Here is a 19,751-nt window from a genome sequence, read left to right on the forward strand (position 1 = left end):
AGAAACATAAGATGAGCATGAGTGATCCTATCGCCGATATGCTGACTCGCATCCGCAATGCGCAGATGGTCGAGAAAGTTTCGGTGACTATGCCCTCGTCGAAAGTCAAGATTGCGATTGCGCAGGTCCTGAAGGATGAAGGCTATATCGACGACTTCGCGGTGAAGACCGAAGGTGCGAAGTCGGAACTCAACATTGCGTTGAAGTACTACGCCGGCCGTCCGGTCATCGAGCGCCTCGAACGCGTGTCGAAGCCGGGTCTGCGCGTGTACCGCGGCCGCAACGACATTCCGCAGGTCATGAACGGCCTCGGCGTCGCGATCGTTTCGACGCCGAAGGGTGTGATGACCGACCGCAAGGCTCGCGCGAACGGCGTGGGCGGCGAAGTCATCTGCTACGTCGCGTAAGGCCGAAAGGAGAGGAAACATGTCCCGAGTAGGTAAGAGCCCGATCGCGCTCCAAGGCGCAGAAGTGGCGATCAGCGACGAACGCATCACGGTGAAGGGCCCGCTGGGCTCGATCACGCAGGCGGCCAACCGTCTGGTGAAGGTGGCGAACGACAACGGCACGCTGAAGTTCGAGCCGGCTGACGAAAGCCGCGAAGCAAATGCGATGTCGGGCACGATGCGCGCGCTGGTCGCGAACATGGTGCAAGGCGTGACGAAGGGTTTCGAGCGCAAGCTGACGCTGGTTGGCGTCGGTTATCGCGCACAGGCGCAAGGCGACAAGCTGAATCTGTCGCTGGGTTTCTCGCACCCGGTGGTGCACCAGATGCCGGAAGGCATAAAGGCTGAAACCCCATCGCAAACCGAAATCGTGATCAAGGGGATCGACAAGCAGCAAGTCGGCCAGGTAGCAGCGGAAGTTCGCGGCTACCGCCCGCCTGAGCCCTATAAGGGCAAGGGTGTGCGCTACGCCGACGAAGTCGTGATCCTCAAGGAAACGAAGAAGAAGTAAGGGTGCGCAATCATGGATAAGACTCAATCTCGCCTGCGCCGCGCTCGCCAGACGCGTATCAAGATCGCTGAGCTGCAGGTCGCGCGTCTCGCCGTGCATCGCACGAACACGCATATCTATGCGCAAGTGTTCTCGCCGTGCGGCACGAAGGTGCTGGCCAGCGCGTCGACGCTCGAAGCCGAAGTGCGTGCGCAACTCGCAGACCAGTCGGGCAAGGGCGGCAACGTCGCCGCAGCCACGCTGATCGGCAAGCGCATTGCTGAAAAGGCCAAGGCCGCCGGCATCGAATCCGTCGCCTTTGACCGCTCGGGTTTCCGCTACCACGGCCGCGTGAAGGCGCTGGCTGATGCGGCGCGCGAAGCCGGGCTCAAGTTCTAAGGGAAGGAATTCGTCATGGCAAAGATGCAAGCGAAAGTTCAGGCTGACGAACGCGACGACGGCCTTCGTGAAAAGATGATCTCGGTCAATCGCGTGACCAAGGTCGTGAAGGGTGGCCGGATTCTCGGCTTCGCCGCACTGACCGTGGTTGGCGACGGCGATGGCCGCGTCGGCATGGGCAAGGGCAAGGCGAAGGAAGTTCCGGTTGCCGTTCAGAAGGCAATGGAACAGGCTCGCCGCAACATGTTCAAGGTGCCGCTGAAGAACGGCACGCTGCAGCACGAAGTGCACGGCAAGCACGGCGCATCGACGGTCCTCCTCGCTCCGGCGAAGGACGGTACCGGCGTGATCGCCGGCGGCCCGATGCGTGCCGTGTTCGACGTGATGGGCGTGCAGAACGTCGTCGCGAAGAGCCACGGTTCGACGAACCCGTACAACCTCGTTCGTGCGACGCTCGACGGCCTGCGCAAGCAGTCCACGCCGGCCGACATCGCCGCGAAGCGCGGCAAGTCCGTCGAAGAAATTCTGGGCTAAGGTGGGCACCATGTCTGAAAAAACTGTCAAGGTTCAGCTCGTCAAGAGCCTGATCGGGACCCGCGAATCGCACCGTGCCACCGTGCGCGGTCTGGGCCTGCGCCGCCTGAACTCGGTCTCCGAGCTGCAGGACACGCCGGCTGTGCGTGGCATGATCAACAAGGTCTCGTACCTCGTTAAGGTCATCGGCTAAGCCGGCCGACCAGGGACGCAAGGAGTTGATAATGGAATTGAATAACCTGAAGCCGGCTGAAGGCGCGAAGCACGCAAAGCGTCGCGTCGGTCGCGGCATCGGTTCCGGCCTCGGCAAGACCGCTGGCCGTGGCCACAAGGGTCAGAAATCGCGTTCGGGCGGCTTTCACAAGGTCGGCTTCGAAGGCGGTCAGATGCCGCTGCAACGTCGTCTTCCGAAGCGCGGCTTCACGTCGCTCACGAAGGAATTCGTCGGTGAAGTGCGCCTCAGCGACCTCGACAAGTTGCCGGTCGACGAAATCGATCTGCTGGCGCTGAAGCAGGCTGGCCTCGTCGGCGAACTGACGAAGAGCGCGAAGATCATTTCGACGGGCGAAATCAAGCGGAAGATCGTCGTGAAGGGTCTGGGTGCGACGAAGAATGCGCGTGCTGCGATCGAGGCAGCAGGCGGTTCTTTTGCCGAGTGATTGTGAGAAGTGCGTGCGGGCTTGCCCGCCGTCACTAGCATCTGCATCGGAGAAGCTACTTGGCTACTAGCCCGAGTCTCGCAAAAACCGGTCGCAACGCTCCGAAGTTCGGCGACCTGCGTCGGCGTGCAATATTCCTGCTGCTGGCGCTGGTCGTCTACCGGATCGGCGCGCACATTCCGGTGCCGGGTATCGACCCGGACCAGCTCGCGAAGCTCTTCCAGAGCCAGGCAGGCGGCATCCTCGGCATGTTCAACATGTTCTCGGGTGGCGCACTGTCGCGGTTCACGATCTTCGCGCTGGGGGTGATGCCGTACATTTCGGCGTCGATCATCCTGCAGTTGATGGCGATCGTTTCGCCGCAGCTGGAGGCGCTGAAGAAGGAAGGGCAGGCCGGCCAGCGCAAGATTACGCAGTACACGCGGATCTTCACGGTGGTGCTGGCGACGTTTCAGGCGTTCGGCATTGCGGTCGCGCTGGAAAACCAGCCTGGGCTCGTGATCGATCCGGGCATGGTGTTTCGCCTGACGACGGTCGTGACGCTCGTGACGGGCACGATGTTCCTGATGTGGCTGGGTGAGCAGATCACGGAACGGGGCCTCGGCAACGGCATCTCGATCATCATCTTCGGCGGGATTGCGGCGGGTTTCCCGAACGCGATCGGCGGGTTGGTCTCGCTGGTGGAAACCGGCTCGATGGGCCCGGTGTCGGCGATCTTCATCGTCGTGCTGATCGCAGCCGTGACGTATCTGGTGGTGTTCATCGAACGCGGCCAGCGCAAGATTCTCGTGAATTACGCGAAGCGTCAGGTCGGAAACAAGATTTACGGCGGGCAGTCGTCGCACCTGCCGCTGAAGCTGAACATGTCGGGCGTGATTCCGCCGATCTTCGCATCGTCGATCATCCTGTTCCCGGCAACCATCCTGAACTGGTTCAGTTCGGGTTCGCAAACCAACTGGTTCGCGAACACGCTGCACAACGTGGCCGAAGCATTGAAGCCGGGCCAGCCCGTGTACGTGTTGCTGTACGCGTTGGCGATCGTGTTCTTCTGCTTTTTCTACACCGCACTGGTGTTCAACAGCAGGGAAACGGCCGACAACCTGAAGAAGAGTGGCGCGTTCGTTCCTGGCATTCGGCCGGGCGACCAGACGGCCCGCTATATCGACCGCATCCTCACGCGTCTCACGCTGGCCGGTGCGATCTATATCGTGTTCGTCTGCCTGCTGCCGGAGTTTTTGGTGCTGCGCTGGAACGTGCCGTTTTATTTTGGTGGAACGTCGCTGCTGATCATTGTCGTCGTCACAATGGATTTCATGGCGCAGGTGCAGTCGTACGTGATGTCGCAACAATATGAATCGCTGCTCAAGAAGGCCAACTTCAAGGGCGGCGGCGTCCCGATGCGTTGAAAGGACATATGGCCAAAGACGATGTAATCCAGATGCAAGGTGAGGTTATCGAAAACCTCCCCAACGCGACCTTTCGGGTGAAGCTGGAAAATGGCCATGTCGTGTTGGGACATATTTCCGGGAAGATGCGGATGCACTACATCCGCATCCTGCCGGGCGACAAGGTGACGGTTGAATTGACGCCTTACGATCTATCGCGTGCGCGGATCGTGTTCCGGGCGAAGTGATTTGAAAAAAGGGTAATATCATGAAAGTGATGGCATCGGTTAAGCGCATTTGCCGCAATTGCAAGATCATCAAGCGCAACGGCGTCGTGCGCGTGATTTGCAGCTCGGACCCGCGCCACAAGCAACGTCAAGGCTGATCAGCGCTTTTGCTTGCGCTTTTTGTTTGAGGAAAAACAATGGCTCGTATCGCAGGGGTTAACATCCCGAACCACCAGCACACCGAAATCGGCCTGACGGCAATCTACGGTGTTGGCCGTACGCGTTCGCGCGACATCTGCGTCGCCGCTGGTGTGCCGTTTGACAAGAAGGTCAAGGACCTGAACGACGCGGATCTCGAAAAGCTGCGTGAGGAAGTGGGCAAGTTTGTCGTCGAAGGCGATCTGCGCCGTGAAGTGACGATGAACATCAAGCGCCTGATGGACCTCGGCTGCTACCGCGGCGTGCGCCATCGCAAGGGCTTGCCCATGCGTGGTCAGCGTACGCGTACCAATGCGCGTACGCGCAAGGGTCCGCGCCGCGCAGCGCAATCGCTGAAGAAGTAAGCGGAACTGACAGTTACAGGAAAACGTAATGGCTAAGGCTTCGAACAACACCGCGGCGCAACGCGTTCGCAAGAAGGTTAAGAAGAACGTCGCCGAGGGCGTGGTTCACGTTCACGCGTCGTTCAACAACACCATCATCACGATCACCGATCGCCAGGGCAACGCACTGGCATGGGCGACGTCGGGCGGTCAGGGCTTCAAGGGCTCGCGTAAATCGACCCCGTTCGCAGCCCAGGTGGCAGCCGAATCGGCTGGCCGCGTGGCGATGGAATACGGCGTGAAGAACCTCGAAGTGCGGATCAAGGGCCCCGGCCCGGGTCGCGAATCGGCGGTGCGCGCGCTGCATGGTCTTGGCATCAAGATCACCGCGATCTCCGACGTGACGCCGGTTCCGCACAACGGTTGCCGTCCGCCGAAGCGCCGTCGCATCTAAGACGCCGCTTTTGCCTTGAGCCTGTTGCCGCCGAGGTTGTAGACGAGGCGCCGACGGGCTGTTGGCATTATTGAATTGACTAAGCCCACCGTTCGGCCCAAAGGGTCCGGACTAGCGCGGATGCTTCGGCACTCGCGTGATTAATTATCGAAGGAAAGCAACGTGGCACGTTATATCGGCCCCAAAGCCAAGCTGTCCCGCCGTGAAGGCACCGACCTGTTCCTGAAGAGCGCGCGCCGCTCGCTCGCCGACAAGTGCAAGCTCGACAGCAAGCCGGGCCAGCACGGTCGCACGTCGGGCGCGCGTACGTCCGACTATGGCACGCAGCTGCGCGAAAAGCAAAAAGTGAAGCGCATCTACGGCGTGCTGGAGCGCCAGTTCCGCCGTTACTTCGCGGAAGCGGATCGCCGCAAGGGCAACACTGGCGAAAACCTGCTGCAACTGCTGGAATCGCGCCTCGACAACGTCGTCTATCGCATGGGCTTCGGCTCGACCCGCGCTGAAGCGCGCCAGCTCGTGAGCCACAAGGCGATCACGGTGAACGGCCAGGTCGCGAACATCCCGTCGCTGCAGGTGAAGGCGGGTGACGTCGTCGGCGTGCGCGAACAGGCGAAGAAGCAGGCCCGTATCGTCGAAGCGCTGTCGCTCGCCGAACAGGGCGGTATCCCGGTGTGGGTGTCGGTCGATGCGAAGAAGTTCGAAGGCACGTTCAAGAGCATGCCTGAACGCAGCGACATCGCCGGTGACATCAACGAAAGCCTGATCGTCGAATTGTATTCGCGGTAATCGGATTGACGGCCGGGGTGGCCCGCTTGCATTGCGCAACGGGTGGCCTCGGCTGTTTATTTTCAGGTTGTTACCGGTCAGCCTTATCGGTGTAACGAGCCGAGGGTATTGAAAAGGAAAACCTATGCAAACCAGTTTGTTGAAGCCCAAGATCATCGCTGTGGAATCGCTTGGCGAGAACCATGCGAAAGTGGTCATGGAACCGTTCGAACGCGGTTACGGCCACACCTTGGGTAACGCGCTTCGGCGCGTGCTGCTGTCGTCGATGATCGGCTATGCGCCGACCGAAGTGACGATCGCAGGCGTCGTGCACGAGTACTCGACGCTCGATGGTGTGCAAGAGGATGTGGTCAACCTGCTGTTGAACCTCAAGGGCGTGGTTTTCAAGCTGCACAACCGCGACGAAGTCACGGTCACGCTGCGCAAGGAAGGCGAAGGCGTCGTCACCGCCGGTGACATCGAACTCGCACACGACTGTGAAGTGATCAACCCGGATCACGTGGTCGCGCATCTGTCGAAGGGCGGCAAGCTCGACGTGCAGATCAAGATCGAGAAGGGCCGCGGCTATGTGCCGGGCAACGTGCGCCGTTACGGCGACGAGTCGGCCAAGATCATCGGCCGCATCGTGCTGGACGCGTCGTTCTCGCCGGTTCGCCGCGTGAGCTATGCAGTCGAAAGCGCGCGTGTCGAGCAGCGTACCGACCTCGACAAGCTCGTGATGAACATCGAAACGAACGGCGTGATCTCGCCGGAAGAAGCGATCCGCCAGTCGGCTCGCATTCTGGTCGATCAGCTGTCGGTGTTCGCTGCGCTGGAAGGCACGGAAGCGGCTGCGGAAGTGCCGTCGCGCGCGCCGCAGATCGATCCGATCCTGCTGCGTCCGGTCGATGATCTCGAACTGACGGTTCGTTCGGCGAACTGCCTGAAGGCCGAGAACATCTACTACATCGGCGACCTGATCCAGCGCACCGAGAACGAGCTGCTGAAGACCCCGAACCTGGGTCGCAAGTCGCTCAACGAGATCAAGGAAGTGCTCGCATCGCGCGGTCTCACGCTCGGCATGAAGCTCGAAAACTGGCCGCCGGCTGGTCTCGACAAGTAAGCTCTGATGGCACGGACGCGGATTTTCCTTTAGAATCCGCGTCTTGCCTTTTTCTAGTACCGGCCCGTGCTTCGCGCAGCAACGAAGCGATAGAAGAGCTGGACCAAAACTTTGATTCAAGGAAACTGAAATGCGTCACCGTCATGGTCTGCGGAAACTGAACCGCACGAGCAGCCACCGTCTGGCAATGCTCCGTAACATGTCCAACTCGCTGATCGAGCACGAAGTCATCAAGACGACGCTGCCGAAGGCGAAGGAACTCCGCAAGGTCGTCGAGCCGCTGATCACGCTCGGCAAGAAGCCGTCGCTCGCGAATCGCCGTCTGGCGTTCAACCGCCTGCGCGATCGTGACTCGGTCACGAAGCTGTTCGACGTACTCGGCCCGCGTTTCGCGAACCGTCCGGGTGGCTACCTGCGTATCCTGAAGTTCGGTTTCCGCGTCGGCGACAACGCGCCGATGGCGCTGGTCGAATTGCTCGACCGTCCGGAAGTCGCGGAAGAAAACGTGCAGGAAGCCGAATAAGCTTCCCGGCATCCAGAAAAGCCAGGCGCATGCCTGGCTTTTTTGCTTTCTGCGCGTGAACGCGCCCGAACGTTTCGCCACGGAGCGCGCAAGCGTGTCAAGCCGGCGCGATCCGCGGCATTCGGGGCGTCCGGAACGCGGGATGCGCCGGTGGTACGATAGCCATCCCTGTTCGCGAGTTGGCGGAGTTTGCGGTGACCCTCAATGTGATCCTGATGCTGACCACCGTGCCGGATGCCGATACGGCGGAACGGCTCGCGTCGGATGCGCTCGCCGCGCGGGTTGCCGCATGCGTCACGCAGCTCGGTGCCGTTCATTCGCAGTACCACTGGCAGGGCACGGTCGAGTCGGCGGACGAGATCCAGGTGCTCTTCAAGACCAGCATTGCCCGCGCGGCCGATCTTGAGCAGTTCATCCAGACCCACCATCCGTACGACACGCCGGAGATCCTGTCGTGGCAGGTGACCGCGTCGACCGCGTATGGCCAGTGGGTCAATGCCGAAACTCAACGTCCCATCCATGTATAACCGCTTTGACCGGCGCGTCCGCGCTGCGCTGCACGCGCTGCTGCTAGTCCTCGGCGTTTTCCCAATCCTGTTCGGCGCAGGCGCCGCGCGCGCCGACGACGACTTCCTGCCGCCGGACGCCGCATTCAGCTTCAGTGCGACCGAAAATCCGGGCGAGATCGACGTCCATTACAAGATCGCGGACGGTTATTACATGTACCGGGAGCGGTTCGCGTTCGCGACGCGCAACGGCACCGCGACGCTCGGCGACCCGCAACTGCCGGCCGGTCATGTGAAGTTCGACCAGACGTTCCAGAAGAACGTCGAGACCTATCGCGGCGACCTGACGATCCGCGTGCCGGTGAAGCAGGCGGCGGGGCCGTTCGATCTTGCGGTCACGTCGCAAGGCTGCGCGGACGCGGGCATCTGTTATCCGCCGATGGAGCGTGTGTACCACGTGAGCGGTGTGGCGCTTCAGTCCGCCGCGGCGAATACAACGGCGGCGCAGCCGGCGACCGCGTCACCTGCGGTAATAGCCGCAGCGGCCTCCACGGCCGGTCAGCCTTGGTACGAGCGTGCAACGAGCGCCGATTACGCGCAGTCGCTGCTGCAAGGCGGTGGCTTCTTCGCGGTCGTCGGCCTGTACTTCGTCGCCGGGATGGTGTTGAGCCTGCTGCCGTGCTCGTATCCGATGATCCCGATCCTCTCCGCGATCATCATCGGCGAGGGCGCGCGGGTCACGCGGGCGCGCGGCTTCACGCTGTCGTTCGTGTACGTGCTCGGAATGGCGCTGGTCTATACCGTGCTCGGCGTTGCAGCGGCGCTCGTCGGGCAGAGCCTCGGCGCGTGGCTGCAGAATCCGTGGGTGCTCGGCGCGTTCGCGCTGCTGCTGACCGCGTTCGCGGTGTCGCTGATCGCGGGTTTCGACATTGCGTTGCCGCAGCGCTGGCAGGACGGCGCATCGCGTGCGTCGCGGGGACGGCCGGGCGGCAAGTTCGTGGCGGTCGCCGCGATGGGCGCGTTGTCCGCGCTGGTGGTCGGCGCGTGCATGACCGCGCCGCTGTTCGCGGTGCTCGCGTTCATCGCGCACACCGGCAATGCGGCGCTCGGCGGCGCGGCACTGTTCGCGATGGGAATCGGGCTCGGCGTGCCGCTGATGATCATCGGCCTCGGCGCGGGCACGCTGCTGCCGCGCGCGGGCGGGTGGATGGACGGCGTGAAGGTGTTCTTCGGCATCGTGCTGCTCGCGGCCGCGCTGTGGATCGTCTGGCCGGTGCTTGGCGAGACGGTTCGGATGCTGTTCGCCGCGTTGTGGCTGCTGCTCGCGGCCGCGGCGCTCGGCCTTTTCACGCCGAACGCGGGCGCCGCAACCGTTTGGCGACGGCTCGGGCGCGGCGTCGGCGCTGCGTTTGCGATCTGGGCGGCGACGCTGCTCGTTGGCGTGGCGGCGGGGTCCGGCGATCCGCTGCGGCCGCTCGCCGTGCTGGCGTCGCGTGAAGATCCGTCAGCGGGCGGCGCGGCGACCGGCGCACCGACGCTGACGTTCGCGCCGGTGAGTTCGCCGGCGCAACTCGATGCGGCGCTCGGTGCGTCGGGCAAGCCGTCGATGCTCGACTTCTATGCGGACTGGTGCGTGAGCTGCAAGGAGATGGAGGCACTGACGTTCAGCGATCCGCGTGTGCATGCGCGGCTCCAGCAACTCGATCTGCTGCGCGCGGACGTGACCGCGAACAACCCCGACGACCAGGCGCTGCTGAAGCGTTTCGGCCTGTTCGGGCCGCCGGGAATCATCTTCTTCGACGGCAACGGCCGCGAGGTGTTGCGCGTCGTCGGCTACGAGTCGGCGGACCGTTTTCTCGGCCGCCTGAACCGTCTGCCCGCGCCGCCGCAGTCCTGAGCGCGGCGGAACGCATACGCCCGCCGGCGACTAACGCAACCCAGCCAGTAAAAAAGCGCATCGACCATCGGCCGATGCGCTTTTTCATTTCAGCGCTTCATCTGCGGCGCGCCGCAACGAACGCCTACTTCTGCGCGCGCAGCAGCCGCGCGGCGTCGAGCGCGAAATACGTAAGGATGCCGTCCGCGCCCGCGCGCTTGAACGCGAGCAGCGATTCCATCATCGCCTTGTCGTGGTCGAGCCAGCCGTTCTGCGCGGCGGCCTTCAGCATCGCGTACTCGCCGCTCACCTGATACACGTAGGTCGGGAAGCGGAACTCGTCCTTCACGCGGCGCACGATATCGAGGTACGGCATACCGGGCTTCACCATCACCATGTCCGCGCCTTCCTCGATGTCGAGGCGCACTTCGCGCAGCGCCTCGTCGGTGTTCGCCGGGTCCATCTGGTAAGTCATCTTGTTGCTCTTGCCCAGATTCGACGCGGAGCCGACCGCGTCGCGGAACGGACCGTAGAACGCCGATGCGTACTTAGCCGAATAGGCCATGATCCGCGTGTGGATGAAGTCCTCGCTCTCCAGCATCTCGCGGATCGCGCCGATGCGGCCGTCCATCATGTCCGACGGCGCGACGATGTCGACGCCCGCCTCGGCCTGCGCGCGCGCCTGCGCGACGAGAATCTCGATCGTCTGGTCGTTGATCACGTAGCCGGCTTCGTCGAGCACGCCGTCCTGACCGTGGCTCGTGTACGGGTCGAGCGCGACGTCGGTCAGCACGCCGAGGTCCGGGAAGCGTTTCTTCAGCTCGCGCACTGCGCGCGGGATCACACCGTCCGGATTCGTTGCCTCGATGCCGTCCGGCGTCTTTAGCGCGGGATCGACTGCCGGGAACAGCGAGATCACCGGCACGCCGAGTTCGACGCACTGTTCGGCGACGCCCATCAGCAGGTCGACCGACACGCGCTCGACGCCCGGCATCGATGGCACCGCTTCGCGCACGTTCTCGCCTTCGATGACGAATACCGGGTAGATCAGGTCGTTGGTGGTGAGGAGGTTTTCGCGCATCAGGCGGCGCGAGAAGTCGTCGCGGCGCATGCGGCGCGGACGATGATGCGGATAAAAGCTCATATCAGCGGGTATCTTGAAGCCAGATGAAGGCTTTCTGGGGGACCGGAATAATTCCGGGACAATGGTATATCATACCGGTCGAGCGAGGCGCGCTGCGCCGGACTCCCCGCTTCTCCTCCCTGAGCGGGTGCCTGTCGTTCATCGATCAGGCTGTTTAACCCGCCGGCAATTGCGGCGGGTTTTTTTATGCGCGGCGCCTGGGCGCTGTCGTGCAGTCGCCGCTCATGCGGGCCGCGCCGCGGGTCACGACCGACTTCACGCCTCCGCGCTGTCGTCCGCCGCGTCCCCTGTTTTCGGGGCGATCCAGCTTTCGATGCGCTCGTGGGCTTCGTCGAGGCCGATCCGCTTGAGCGCCGAGAATAGCTGCGCGCTCAGTTCGCTTTCATAACCCTGCTTCCGATATTCGTCGAAGCCCTTCTGCGCCGTGCGCAGCGCGACGACGCTCTCCTGGCGTGTCAATTTGTCGCACTTGGTCAGCAGCGCGTGGATCGGCCTGCCGGTCGGCGCGAACCACTCGATCATCCGCCGGTCGAGGTCGGTCAGCGGGCGGCGCGCGTCCATCATCAGGATCAGGCCGCACAGCTGCGAGCGCGTGCGCAGGTATGCGGACAGCAGCGCTTCCCAGTGCGCCTTCGACGCCTCCGGCACTTCGGCGTAACCGTATCCCGGCAGGTCGACCAGGTAGCCGACCGGATCGTCGTCGGGACCGACCGAAAAATAGTTGATGTGCTGCGTGCGGCCAGGCGTCTTCGACGCGAACGCGAGCCGCTTCTGGTTGCAGAGCAGATTGATCGCGGTGGACTTGCCCGCGTTGGACCGGCCCGCGAACGCGACTTCGGGGCGGGCGGTCGCTGGCAGATCGCGCAGGTGGTTGACCGTCGTGAAGAAGCGGGCTTGATGCAGCAGGAAGGCCATGGGGGAAACCAGAATGTGAGACACGGCGGCGGCGTGGCCGCAGCGGCCGGCCGTGGGCCGGGGGAATAGCGCGACTATCGGGGCGAGCCCGGCTGGCGCGGTTGCGTATAGCGCGTTATTGTACAATGCGACGGTTTACTGAATACCGGTCAAGCCAGCGCGCAGGCCATACCGGCACGTCGGTTGCCATCGTCGTTTTGCAGAACCTATTCCCACAAGACGAAACCGGGTGTGCGAATGAATCGACTGGGCAAATCCCTCAAGGTGCTCGAGATTGCAATTGCGGCGGTGGGTTTGACGGCAGGTCTTTCGATGATGGCGGCACAGGCGGCGGATCCCGCCAAACCCGATCTCGCTCGGGGCCAGGCGATCGCCACCCAGGTGTGCGCGGCCTGTCACGGCGCCGACGGCAACAGCACCGGCGGCGCGTATCCGAAGCTCGCGGGCCAGCACGCCGAATATCTCGTCAAGCAACTGAAGGATTTCAGGCCGCAGCCCGGCGGCAAGCCCGCATTGCGCGCCAACCCGATCATGGCCGGCTTCGCCAGCGCGTTGTCCGACCAGGATATGATCAACGTCGCTGCGTATTTCTCGTCGCAAACCCCGAAGCCCGGTTACGCTCGCAATGCCGCCACGGTGCCGCTCGGCCAGTCGATCTGGCGCGCGGGCGTCGCGGATCGGGGCGTGCCCGCCTGCGCGGCCTGTCACGGTCCGACCGGCCAGGGCATTCCGATCCAGTACCCGCGGCTGTCCGGGCAGTGGGCGGAATACGTGGCCGCGCAGTTGACCGCGTTCCAGGACGGCACGCGCAACAACAACGACCCGATGCGGCAGATCGCGCACCGGCTGTCGAACGATGAAATCAAGGCCGTCGCGGATTACGTCGCGGGCCTGCATTGACCGCCGGCACGCATCGTGCGTGCTGCGAGGTCGGAAAGAACAACAACGAAAGGGTGAGGGCGTCGTCCGCGGGCGACGGGCCTGCACCCTTTTTTGCTGTCCAGTTGGAGTCTGAATGAGCGTCACCACGTCGGGTCTGCAGTTGAACATTCGCCAGCGGGCCGTGCGCAGCGCCGTCGAGCTGCTCAGTTCGATGCGCTTCGCGATCTCGTTGCTCGTGATCCTCGCGATCGCGAGCGTGATCGGCACCGTGCTCACGCAGGACGATCCGTATCCGAACTACGTGAACCAGTTCGGCCCGTTCTGGGCCGACATCTTCCGGTCGCTCAGTCTGTACACCGTGTACAGCGCGTGGTGGTTCATGCTGATCCTCGGTTTCCTCGTGGTGTCGGTCTCGCTGTGCGTGATCCGCAACGGCCCGAAGATGATCGCGGACCTGCGCAGCTGGAAGGACAAGGTCCGCGAAGGCAGCCTGCGCGCGTTTCATCACAAGGGCGAATTCACGGTCGAAGGCGGCACGCGCGCGCAGACCGCCGACACGCTCGCGAAGCTCGCGGGCAGGCTCGGCTACCGCTTCGTCACGCGCGAGGCCGACGGCGCGACGCTGATCGCCGGCAAGCGCGGCGCGCTGACGAAGATCGGCTACATCTTCGCGCACCTCGCGATCGTCGTGATCTGCATCGGCGGCCTGCTCGACAGCAACCTGCCGATCAAGCTGCAGATGTGGCTGTTCGACAAGACGCCGATCCGCAGCAACGCGGTGATCAACGACATCGCCGCCGAGCACCGGCTGCCCGTGACGAATCCGACGTTTCGCGGTTACGCGTGGGTGCCGGAGGGACAGTATGTGTCAACCGCGATACTGAACCAGCCGGACGGCTCGCTGATCCAGGATCTGCCGTTCTCGATCGAGCTGAAGAAATTCATCGTCGATTATTACTCGACCGGCATGCCGAAGCTGTTCGCGAGCGACATCGTCGTGATCGATCACCGCACCGGCCAGCGGATTCCGGCGCGCGTCGAGGTGAACCAGCCGTTCCAGTACGCGGGCGTGTCGATCTACCAGTCGAGCTTTCAGGACGGCGGCTCGCAGATGCAGATGACCGGCTGGCCGATGACCGGCGCGAGCGCGAAGAGCTTCGCGTTCGGCGGTGCGATCGGCGCGTCGGCGCCGCTCGGCGCATCGGCGCCGGGCGCGGACGGGCAGACTATCGAATTCGCCGATTTCCGCGCGATCAACGTCGAAAACATCTCGAACGGCAGCGGCGCCACCGACACTCGCGGCGTCGCGCACCAGTCGCTGAAGGAGGCGTTCGACGAGCGGCTCGGCTCCGGCGCGAAGACGTCGAAGCCGCTCGACCTGCGCAACGTCGGCCCGTCGGTGCAGTACAAGGTCCGCGACAAGGACGGCCAGGCGCGCGAGTACAACAACTACATGTTGCCGGTCGACGTCGGCGGCTCGAAGATGTTCCTCGCCGGCATGCGCGTGAATCCGGACGATCCGTTCCGCTACCTGCGGATTCCGGCCGACAGCGGCGGTACGCCGCGCGAGTGGATGCTGCTGCGCGCCGCGTTCGAGGACCCGAAGCTGCGGACGGAGGCGGCGCAGCGGTTTGCCGCGCGTTCCGTCCCCGATGGCAACAGTGAACTGCGGCAGCATCTGCAGGAGAGCGCGTCGCGCGTGCTGGCCCTGTTTGCGGGCGCGGACGCGCCGGCCGGCCAGCCGGTCGATCCGCAGACGGCGGCTGGCTTCCAGGCGGTCGCCGGCTTCATCGACAAATCGGTGCCGAAAGCCGAGCAGGAGAAGGCGGCCGGACTGCTGATGCGGATGCTCGAAGGCGCGACATGGGACCTGTGGCAGCTTGCGCGCGCGCAGGCCGGCGAGCCGGAACTGACGCCCGACGCGCAGGCCGCGCGTTTCGTGCAGGACTCGATCAATGCGGTATCCGACAGCTTCCTGTATGGATCTCCGGTGTATCTGCAGCTCGATTCGTTCCGCCAGGTGCAGGCGTCGGTGTTCCAGTTGACGCGGGCACCTGGCAAAAAAGTCGTGTATCTTGGCAGCCTGTTGCTCGTCGCCGGCATCTTCTCGATGTTCTACGTGCGCGAGCGGCGCCTGTGGTTCTGGCTGAAGGACAACGGCGAGCGCGGCGTGGACGTGCTGATGGCGATGTCCACCGCGCGCCGGACCCTCGACTTCGAAAAGGAATTCGTGCGCACCCGCGAAGCGGTGGCGCGCGCGCTGGGCGCGAAGCCCGCGGCCGGCGACGCTGGCACGGACCGTGCAACGCAGCTGCACCCCACGGACTCTGACGATTCGAACCGGTAAGCACATGGACTTGACCCAGGTTTCCTCTTCCGCGAATGCGCGCCGTGCCGAACGGGCCGCGCGCGCGACGGCGGCCGCCGAAGGCGCGGCGGCGCTGCCCGACGAACGGCCGTTCCTGCGGCGCCTGAAGGCGTTCGACTGGCTGTTCGCGCTGATGGTCGTCGGCGGCGCGGGTTTCGCGCTGTCGCGCTACCACGCGCACATGAACTACTACGACAAGCTGGTGCTGTGCGGCACGGTGCCGGCGCTCGTCGTGCTCGGCTGGCGCTGGAAGCCGGCGCGGCTGCTCGCGATCGGCATCGCGGCGCTCGCGCTGCTCGCGATCCAGATCTATCAGGGCGACCTCGCGCGCGCCGACTCCGCGTTCCTGCTCAAGTATTTCCTGTCGAGCCAGTCCGCGATCCTGTGGATGAGCGCGCTGTTCGTGCTCGCGACACTGTTCTACTGGATCGGCCTCTTGTCGCGCTCGCCGTCCGGCGGTTCGATCGGCTCGCGGCTCACGTGGGCGGCGGTGCTGATGGGCTTCGTCGGGCTGATGGTGCGCTGGTACGAGTCGTACCTGATCGGCGCGGACGTCGGCCACATTCCGATCTCGAACCTGTACGAAGTGTTCGTGCTGTTCAGCCTGATCACCGCGCTGTTCTACCTGTACTACGAGAAGCACTACGGCACGCGCGCGCTCGGCGCGTTCGTGCTGCTCGTCATCAGCGCGGCGGTCGGCTTCCTGATGTGGTACTCGATCTCGCGCGACGCGCAGCAGATCCAGCCGCTCGTGCCCGCGCTGCAAAGCTGGTGGATGAAGATCCACGTGCCGGCGAACTTCATCGGTTACGGCAGCTTCGCGCTGTCCGCGATGGTCGGCGTCGCGTATCTGATGAAGGAGCGCGGCGTGCTGGCGGACCGCCTGCCGGAACTCGACGTGCTCGACGACGTGATGTACAAGTCGATCGCGGTCGGCTTCGCGTTTTTCACGATCGCGACGATTCTCGGCGCGCTGTGGGCCGCCGAAGCATGGGGCGGCTACTGGAGCTGGGACCCGAAGGAAACGTGGGCGCTGATCGTGTGGCTGAACTACGCGGCGTGGCTGCACATGCGGCTGATGAAGGGGCTGCGCGGCACGGTCGCCGCCTGGTGGGCGCTGACCGGCCTGCTCGTGACGACTTTCGCGTTCCTCGGCGTGAACATGTTCCTGTCCGGGCTGCATAGTTACGGCAAGCTGTAACCTTCGCTGTCCCGCGAACGAAATAACCGTCGGATGCCTTCGCACCGACGGTTTTTTTTCGCGTTGACGGAAGGTTTGCACCCGACGCGCGTTTGCCGTCTGGTGGGCTGCGTCGACCGTGTCAGCGCCGATGCGGGGCGGAATTCCATCATCGCGGCGCGGCACCGGCACGCGGTCACGCAGCAGTTGCGCAATCAGTCACGAAGCAGTCAGGAGCGGCAGATCATGAGAATCAGGCAAAGCGGCAAAAGCGGGCTCTACGGCGACGACATCGCCGCATCCGAGATCACGCCGCAACGGTTCTTCGAGCAGCGCAGGCGCATTCTTCAGGCGGCCGGCGCGGCGGCGCTCGGCGGCATCGCCGGGCCGTTTGGCATCAGTGATGCGTTCGCGACGTATGCGTCGCCGGACCCGAAAGCGCAGAAGCTCGCGGCGAAGACCGATCCGAAGTTCGTCGCGGCCGACAAGGTCACGCCGTACAAGGACATCACCACGTACAACAACTTCTACGAGTTCGGCACCGACAAGGGCGATCCGGCGCAGAACGCGCACACGCTGCGTTCGCGGCCGTGGCGCGTGAGCGTCGAAGGCGAGGTCAAGCATCCGAAGGTGTACGACATCGACGAGATCCTGAAGCTCGCGCCGCTCGAAGAGCGCGTGTATCGGCATCGCTGCGTCGAAGGCTGGTCGATGGTGATTCCGTGGGTCGGCATGCCGTTGTCCGAACTGATTCGCCGCGCGGAGCCGACCGGCAATGCGCGCTACGTGCAGTTCATCACGCTTGCGGACCCGTCGCAGATGCCGGGGCTCGCGCAGCCGATCCTCGACTGGCCGTATTCGGAAGGGCTGCGGATGGACGAGGCGATGAACCCGCTGACGCTGCTGGCGCTCGGCGTGTACGGCCAGGTGCTGCCGAACCAGAACGGCGCGCCGGTGCGCCTCGTCGTGCCGTGGAAATACGGCTTCAAGAGCGCGAAGTCGCTGGTGAAGATCCGCTTCGTCGACAGGCAGCCGCCGACCAGCTGGAACACGTATGCGCCGAACGAATACGGCTTTTATTCGAACGTGAACCCGAACGTCGATCACCCGCGCTGGAGCCAGGCGACCGAGCGGCGCATCGGCGAGGACGGTTTCTTCACGCCGAAGCGCAAGACGCTGATGTTCAACGGTTACGGCGATCTGGTCGCGTCGATGTACCAGGGCATGGATCTACGCAAGAATTTTTGAGCGCGAGCAACGAAGGAGCGACGCATGGAACCGACAACGCCGACCACGACGCGTCCGGGCACACGGCCCGCGGCGGCGACGCCTCGCGGCGCCGCGCCGTCCGCGGCCGGCGGCCGCTGGCTGCCGTGGGCGAAGGCGGCGGTGTTCGTCGCCGCATGGTATCCGCTTGCGCGGATCGTGCTGTTCGGCGCGACTGGGCAACTCGGCGCGAATCCGATCGAGTTCATCACGCGCTCGACCGGCCTGTGGACGCTCGTGTTCCTGTGCATCACGCTCGCGGTCACGCCGCTGCGCCGGCTGACCGGCTGGAACGCGCTGATCCGCTTTCGCCGGATGCTCGGCCTCTATGCGTTCTTCTACGCGGCGCTGCACTTCACGACCTACGTGTGGTTCGACAAGTGGTTCGACGTCGCCGGGATGCTGAAGGACATCGGCAAGCGGCCGTTCATCACGGTCGGTTTCGCGGCGTTCGTGCTGCTGATTCCGCTCGCGGTCACGTCGACGCGCGCGATGGCGCGCCGGCTCGGTCGCCGCTGGCAGATGCTGCATCGCGCGATCTACGCGATCGGCGTGCTCGCGATCCTGCATTTCTGGTGGATGAAGGCCGGCAAGCATGACCTCGTGCTGCCGAAGCTGTACGGCGCGATCATGGTCGTGCTGCTCGGCTGGCGGCTCGTGGCGTGGCTCGTCGCGCGCTCTCGCGCGAACGCGTCGCCACGGCGTGCGTGACGCCGCCGCGACGCGCGCGATAAAAAAAGCGGCGCTCCCGCAAGAAGCGCCGCTTTTTCGTTCCGACGCCGCGAGTCGCCGGCGTTGCGCGGATCAGTCCGGCAGCAGCCGTTCGCCGGCGAACAGTTGCGCGACCGTCTCGCGCTCGCGCGCGACGTGCACGCGCGCGCCGTCGACCATCACTTCCGCCGCGCGCGGACGCGTGTTGTAGTTCGAACTCATCGCAAAGCTGTACGCGCCCGCTGAGCGGATCGCGAGCAGATCGCCCGGCTCGATCGCGAGCGAGCGCGCGCGGCCGAGCCAGTCGCCGCTTTCGCACACCGGGCCGACGACGTCGTACACCTGCGGCGCGTCCGTGCGTTCGACCACCGGCTCGATCGCGTGATACGCGTTGTACATCGCCGGACGCGCGAGGTCGTTCATCGCCGCGTCGACGATCGCGAAGTTCTTCTCCGCGCCGGGCTTCAGAAACTCGACGCGCGTAAGCAGCACGCCCGCGTTGCCGACCAGCGAGCGGCCCGGCTCGAAGAACACTTCGCGTTGTCCGTGGCCGCGCTCCGCGATCCGGTCGAGCACGGTGCGCACGAAGTCGCCGATGTCCGGCGGCGTTTCGTCGTGGTAGCTGATGCCGAGGCCGCCGCCGACGTCGATGTGGTGGATCTGCGTGCCGTCCGCTTCGATCTGCACGACGAGTTCGAGCAGCTTGTCGATCGCGTCGAGGTACGGCGCGATGTCGGTGATCTGCGAGCCGATGTGGCAGTCGATGCCGACCACCGCGAGGTTCGGCATCGCGGCGGCCGCGCGATAAGCGGCGCGCGCGTCGTCGAACGCGACGCCGAACTTGTTCGCCTTCAGCCCGGTCGAGATGTACGGATGCGTCTTCGGATCGACGTCCGGGTTCACGCGCAGCGACACCGGCGCCTTGCGGCCGACTTCGCCCGCGACGGCGTTCAGCCGGTCCAGTTCGGGAATCGACTCGACGTTGAAGCACTTCACGCCCGCTTCGAGCGCGACGCGCATTTCTTCCGCGCTCTTGCCGACACCCGAAAACACGACGTTCTCCGCTTTGCCGCCCGCCGCGAGCACGCGCGCCAGCTCGCCGCCCGACACGATGTCGAAGCCCGCGCCGAGGCGCGCGAACAGGTTCAGCACCGCGAGGTTGCTGTTCGCCTTGACCGCGACATGGACCGACGCGCGGCGGCCCGCGCACGCGCCGGCATACGCGCGCCATGCGGCGGTGAGCGCCGCGCGCGAATACACGTACAGCGGGGTGCCGAACTGCGTGGCGAGATCGACGGCGGACACGTTTTCGACGTGCAGTACGCCGTCGATGCGGTGAAATGCGGGTTGGGTCAT

General features: G+C 64.3%; 24 protein-coding genes. 21 read left to right on the forward strand and 3 right to left on the reverse strand.

Features of this window, described 5'->3' with window-relative positions; all coding sequences use genetic code 11:
* Positions 1-11 precede the first annotated feature (11 nt).
* The 16 genes from rpsH (at position 12) to dsbD (ending at position 9,950) form a co-directional block, all read left to right on the forward strand.
* Entirely contained in the window at positions 12-407 is a 396-nt protein-coding gene (rpsH, locus tag BLV92_RS02655; protein WP_090541999.1) for a 30S ribosomal protein S8, read from the forward strand.
* A gap of 19 nt (positions 408-426) precedes the next feature.
* On the forward strand, positions 427-957 hold the full coding sequence (gene rplF / locus BLV92_RS02660; RefSeq protein WP_090542001.1) for a 50S ribosomal protein L6: 531 nt from the start codon (positions 427-429) through the stop codon (positions 955-957).
* A gap of 12 nt (positions 958-969) precedes the next feature.
* The gene (rplR, locus tag BLV92_RS02665) at positions 970-1,335 is read left to right on the forward strand and encodes a 50S ribosomal protein L18 (protein ID WP_008923336.1); all 366 of its coding nucleotides are present in this window, start codon (positions 970-972) and stop codon (positions 1,333-1,335) included.
* Positions 1,336-1,350: 15 nt separating this feature from the next.
* Positions 1,351-1,869: a 30S ribosomal protein S5 gene (gene rpsE, locus BLV92_RS02670; RefSeq protein WP_004197945.1), complete on the forward strand. Its 519-nt coding sequence runs from the start codon at positions 1,351-1,353 to the stop codon at positions 1,867-1,869.
* A 10-nt stretch (positions 1,870-1,879) separates the two neighbouring features.
* Positions 1,880-2,062 carry a 50S ribosomal protein L30 gene (gene rpmD, locus BLV92_RS02675; RefSeq protein ID WP_004202755.1) on the forward strand — a complete coding sequence of 61 codons (183 nt, stop codon included), beginning with the start codon at positions 1,880-1,882 and terminating at the stop codon, positions 2,060-2,062.
* Between the two features lie 31 nt (positions 2,063-2,093).
* Positions 2,094-2,528: a 50S ribosomal protein L15 gene (gene rplO, locus BLV92_RS02680; RefSeq protein WP_090542003.1), complete on the forward strand. Its 435-nt coding sequence runs from the start codon at positions 2,094-2,096 to the stop codon at positions 2,526-2,528.
* 59 nt (positions 2,529-2,587) lie between these two features.
* Positions 2,588-3,934: a preprotein translocase subunit SecY gene (gene secY, locus BLV92_RS02685; RefSeq protein ID WP_090542004.1), complete on the forward strand. Its 1,347-nt coding sequence runs from the start codon at positions 2,588-2,590 to the stop codon at positions 3,932-3,934.
* 8 nt (positions 3,935-3,942) lie between these two features.
* Positions 3,943-4,161 carry a translation initiation factor IF-1 gene (gene infA / locus BLV92_RS02690; RefSeq protein ID WP_004521905.1) on the forward strand — a complete coding sequence of 73 codons (219 nt, stop codon included), beginning with the start codon at positions 3,943-3,945 and terminating at the stop codon, positions 4,159-4,161.
* Between the two features lie 20 nt (positions 4,162-4,181).
* Complete coding sequence (gene rpmJ, locus BLV92_RS02695; RefSeq protein ID WP_027819338.1) at positions 4,182-4,298, forward strand: 50S ribosomal protein L36; 117 nt, start codon at positions 4,182-4,184, stop codon at positions 4,296-4,298.
* Between the two features lie 39 nt (positions 4,299-4,337).
* On the forward strand, positions 4,338-4,703 hold the full coding sequence (gene rpsM, locus BLV92_RS02700; RefSeq protein WP_090542007.1) for a 30S ribosomal protein S13: 366 nt from the start codon (positions 4,338-4,340) through the stop codon (positions 4,701-4,703).
* Positions 4,704-4,731: 28 nt separating this feature from the next.
* Entirely contained in the window at positions 4,732-5,136 is a 405-nt protein-coding gene (gene rpsK / locus BLV92_RS02705; protein ID WP_017777173.1) for a 30S ribosomal protein S11, read from the forward strand.
* Positions 5,137-5,298: 162 nt separating this feature from the next.
* Positions 5,299-5,922, forward strand: a complete 624-nt coding sequence (rpsD, locus tag BLV92_RS02710) for a 30S ribosomal protein S4 (RefSeq protein WP_090542009.1) — start codon at positions 5,299-5,301, stop codon at positions 5,920-5,922.
* A 124-nt stretch (positions 5,923-6,046) separates the two neighbouring features.
* The gene (locus tag BLV92_RS02715) at positions 6,047-7,024 is read left to right on the forward strand and encodes a DNA-directed RNA polymerase subunit alpha (protein WP_090542010.1); all 978 of its coding nucleotides are present in this window, start codon (positions 6,047-6,049) and stop codon (positions 7,022-7,024) included.
* Between the two features lie 130 nt (positions 7,025-7,154).
* Positions 7,155-7,547, forward strand: a complete 393-nt coding sequence (gene rplQ, locus BLV92_RS02720) for a 50S ribosomal protein L17 (RefSeq protein WP_027797304.1) — start codon at positions 7,155-7,157, stop codon at positions 7,545-7,547.
* Between the two features lie 215 nt (positions 7,548-7,762).
* Positions 7,763-8,074, forward strand: a complete 312-nt coding sequence (gene cutA, locus BLV92_RS02725; RefSeq protein WP_177197984.1) for a divalent-cation tolerance protein CutA — start codon at positions 7,763-7,765, stop codon at positions 8,072-8,074.
* The gene (gene dsbD, locus BLV92_RS02730) at positions 8,067-9,950 is read left to right on the forward strand and encodes a protein-disulfide reductase DsbD (protein WP_090542012.1); all 1,884 of its coding nucleotides are present in this window, start codon (positions 8,067-8,069) and stop codon (positions 9,948-9,950) included. Before cutA ends, dsbD begins: the two co-directional genes overlap by 8 nt.
* A 124-nt stretch (positions 9,951-10,074) precedes the next feature.
* Here the strand turns inward: dsbD and hemB are convergent, their stop codons facing one another.
* Together hemB and yihA are read right to left on the reverse strand one after the other, a co-directional pair.
* Positions 10,075-11,073 carry a porphobilinogen synthase gene (gene hemB, locus BLV92_RS02735; RefSeq protein WP_090542014.1) on the reverse strand — a complete coding sequence of 333 codons (999 nt, stop codon included), beginning with the start codon at positions 11,071-11,073 and terminating at the stop codon, positions 10,075-10,077.
* 255 nt (positions 11,074-11,328) lie between these two features.
* Positions 11,329-11,988, reverse strand: a complete 660-nt coding sequence (yihA, locus tag BLV92_RS02740) for a ribosome biogenesis GTP-binding protein YihA/YsxC (RefSeq protein ID WP_090542016.1) — start codon at positions 11,986-11,988, stop codon at positions 11,329-11,331.
* A gap of 237 nt (positions 11,989-12,225) precedes the next feature.
* On the opposite strand from yihA, the gene BLV92_RS02745 reads away from it, so the two are divergent.
* The 5 genes from BLV92_RS02745 (at position 12,226) to msrQ (ending at position 18,395) form a co-directional block, all read left to right on the forward strand.
* Positions 12,226-12,888, forward strand: coding sequence for a c-type cytochrome (locus BLV92_RS02745; protein ID WP_090542017.1), 663 nt, complete (start codon positions 12,226-12,228; stop codon positions 12,886-12,888).
* Between the two features lie 115 nt (positions 12,889-13,003).
* Positions 13,004-15,217 (forward strand): cytochrome c biogenesis protein ResB, encoded by a 2,214-nt coding sequence (locus tag BLV92_RS02750; protein ID WP_090542019.1) that lies wholly within the window; start codon positions 13,004-13,006, stop codon positions 15,215-15,217.
* A gap of 4 nt (positions 15,218-15,221) precedes the next feature.
* The gene (gene ccsB, locus BLV92_RS02755) at positions 15,222-16,439 is read left to right on the forward strand and encodes a c-type cytochrome biogenesis protein CcsB (RefSeq protein WP_090542021.1); all 1,218 of its coding nucleotides are present in this window, start codon (positions 15,222-15,224) and stop codon (positions 16,437-16,439) included.
* A gap of 225 nt (positions 16,440-16,664) precedes the next feature.
* Complete coding sequence (gene msrP, locus BLV92_RS02760) at positions 16,665-17,666, forward strand: protein-methionine-sulfoxide reductase catalytic subunit MsrP (protein WP_090546781.1); 1,002 nt, start codon at positions 16,665-16,667, stop codon at positions 17,664-17,666.
* 24 nt (positions 17,667-17,690) lie between these two features.
* Positions 17,691-18,395, forward strand: a complete 705-nt coding sequence (gene msrQ, locus BLV92_RS02765) for a protein-methionine-sulfoxide reductase heme-binding subunit MsrQ (RefSeq protein ID WP_090542023.1) — start codon at positions 17,691-17,693, stop codon at positions 18,393-18,395.
* 93 nt (positions 18,396-18,488) lie between these two features.
* On the opposite strand, the gene lysA is transcribed toward msrQ, so the two are convergent.
* Positions 18,489-19,751, reverse strand: a complete 1,263-nt coding sequence (lysA, locus tag BLV92_RS02770) for a diaminopimelate decarboxylase (RefSeq protein WP_090542024.1) — start codon at positions 19,749-19,751, stop codon at positions 18,489-18,491.

The organism is Paraburkholderia caballeronis (assembly GCF_900104845.1).
Classification (GTDB): Bacteria; Pseudomonadota; Gammaproteobacteria; order Burkholderiales; family Burkholderiaceae; genus Paraburkholderia; species Paraburkholderia caballeronis.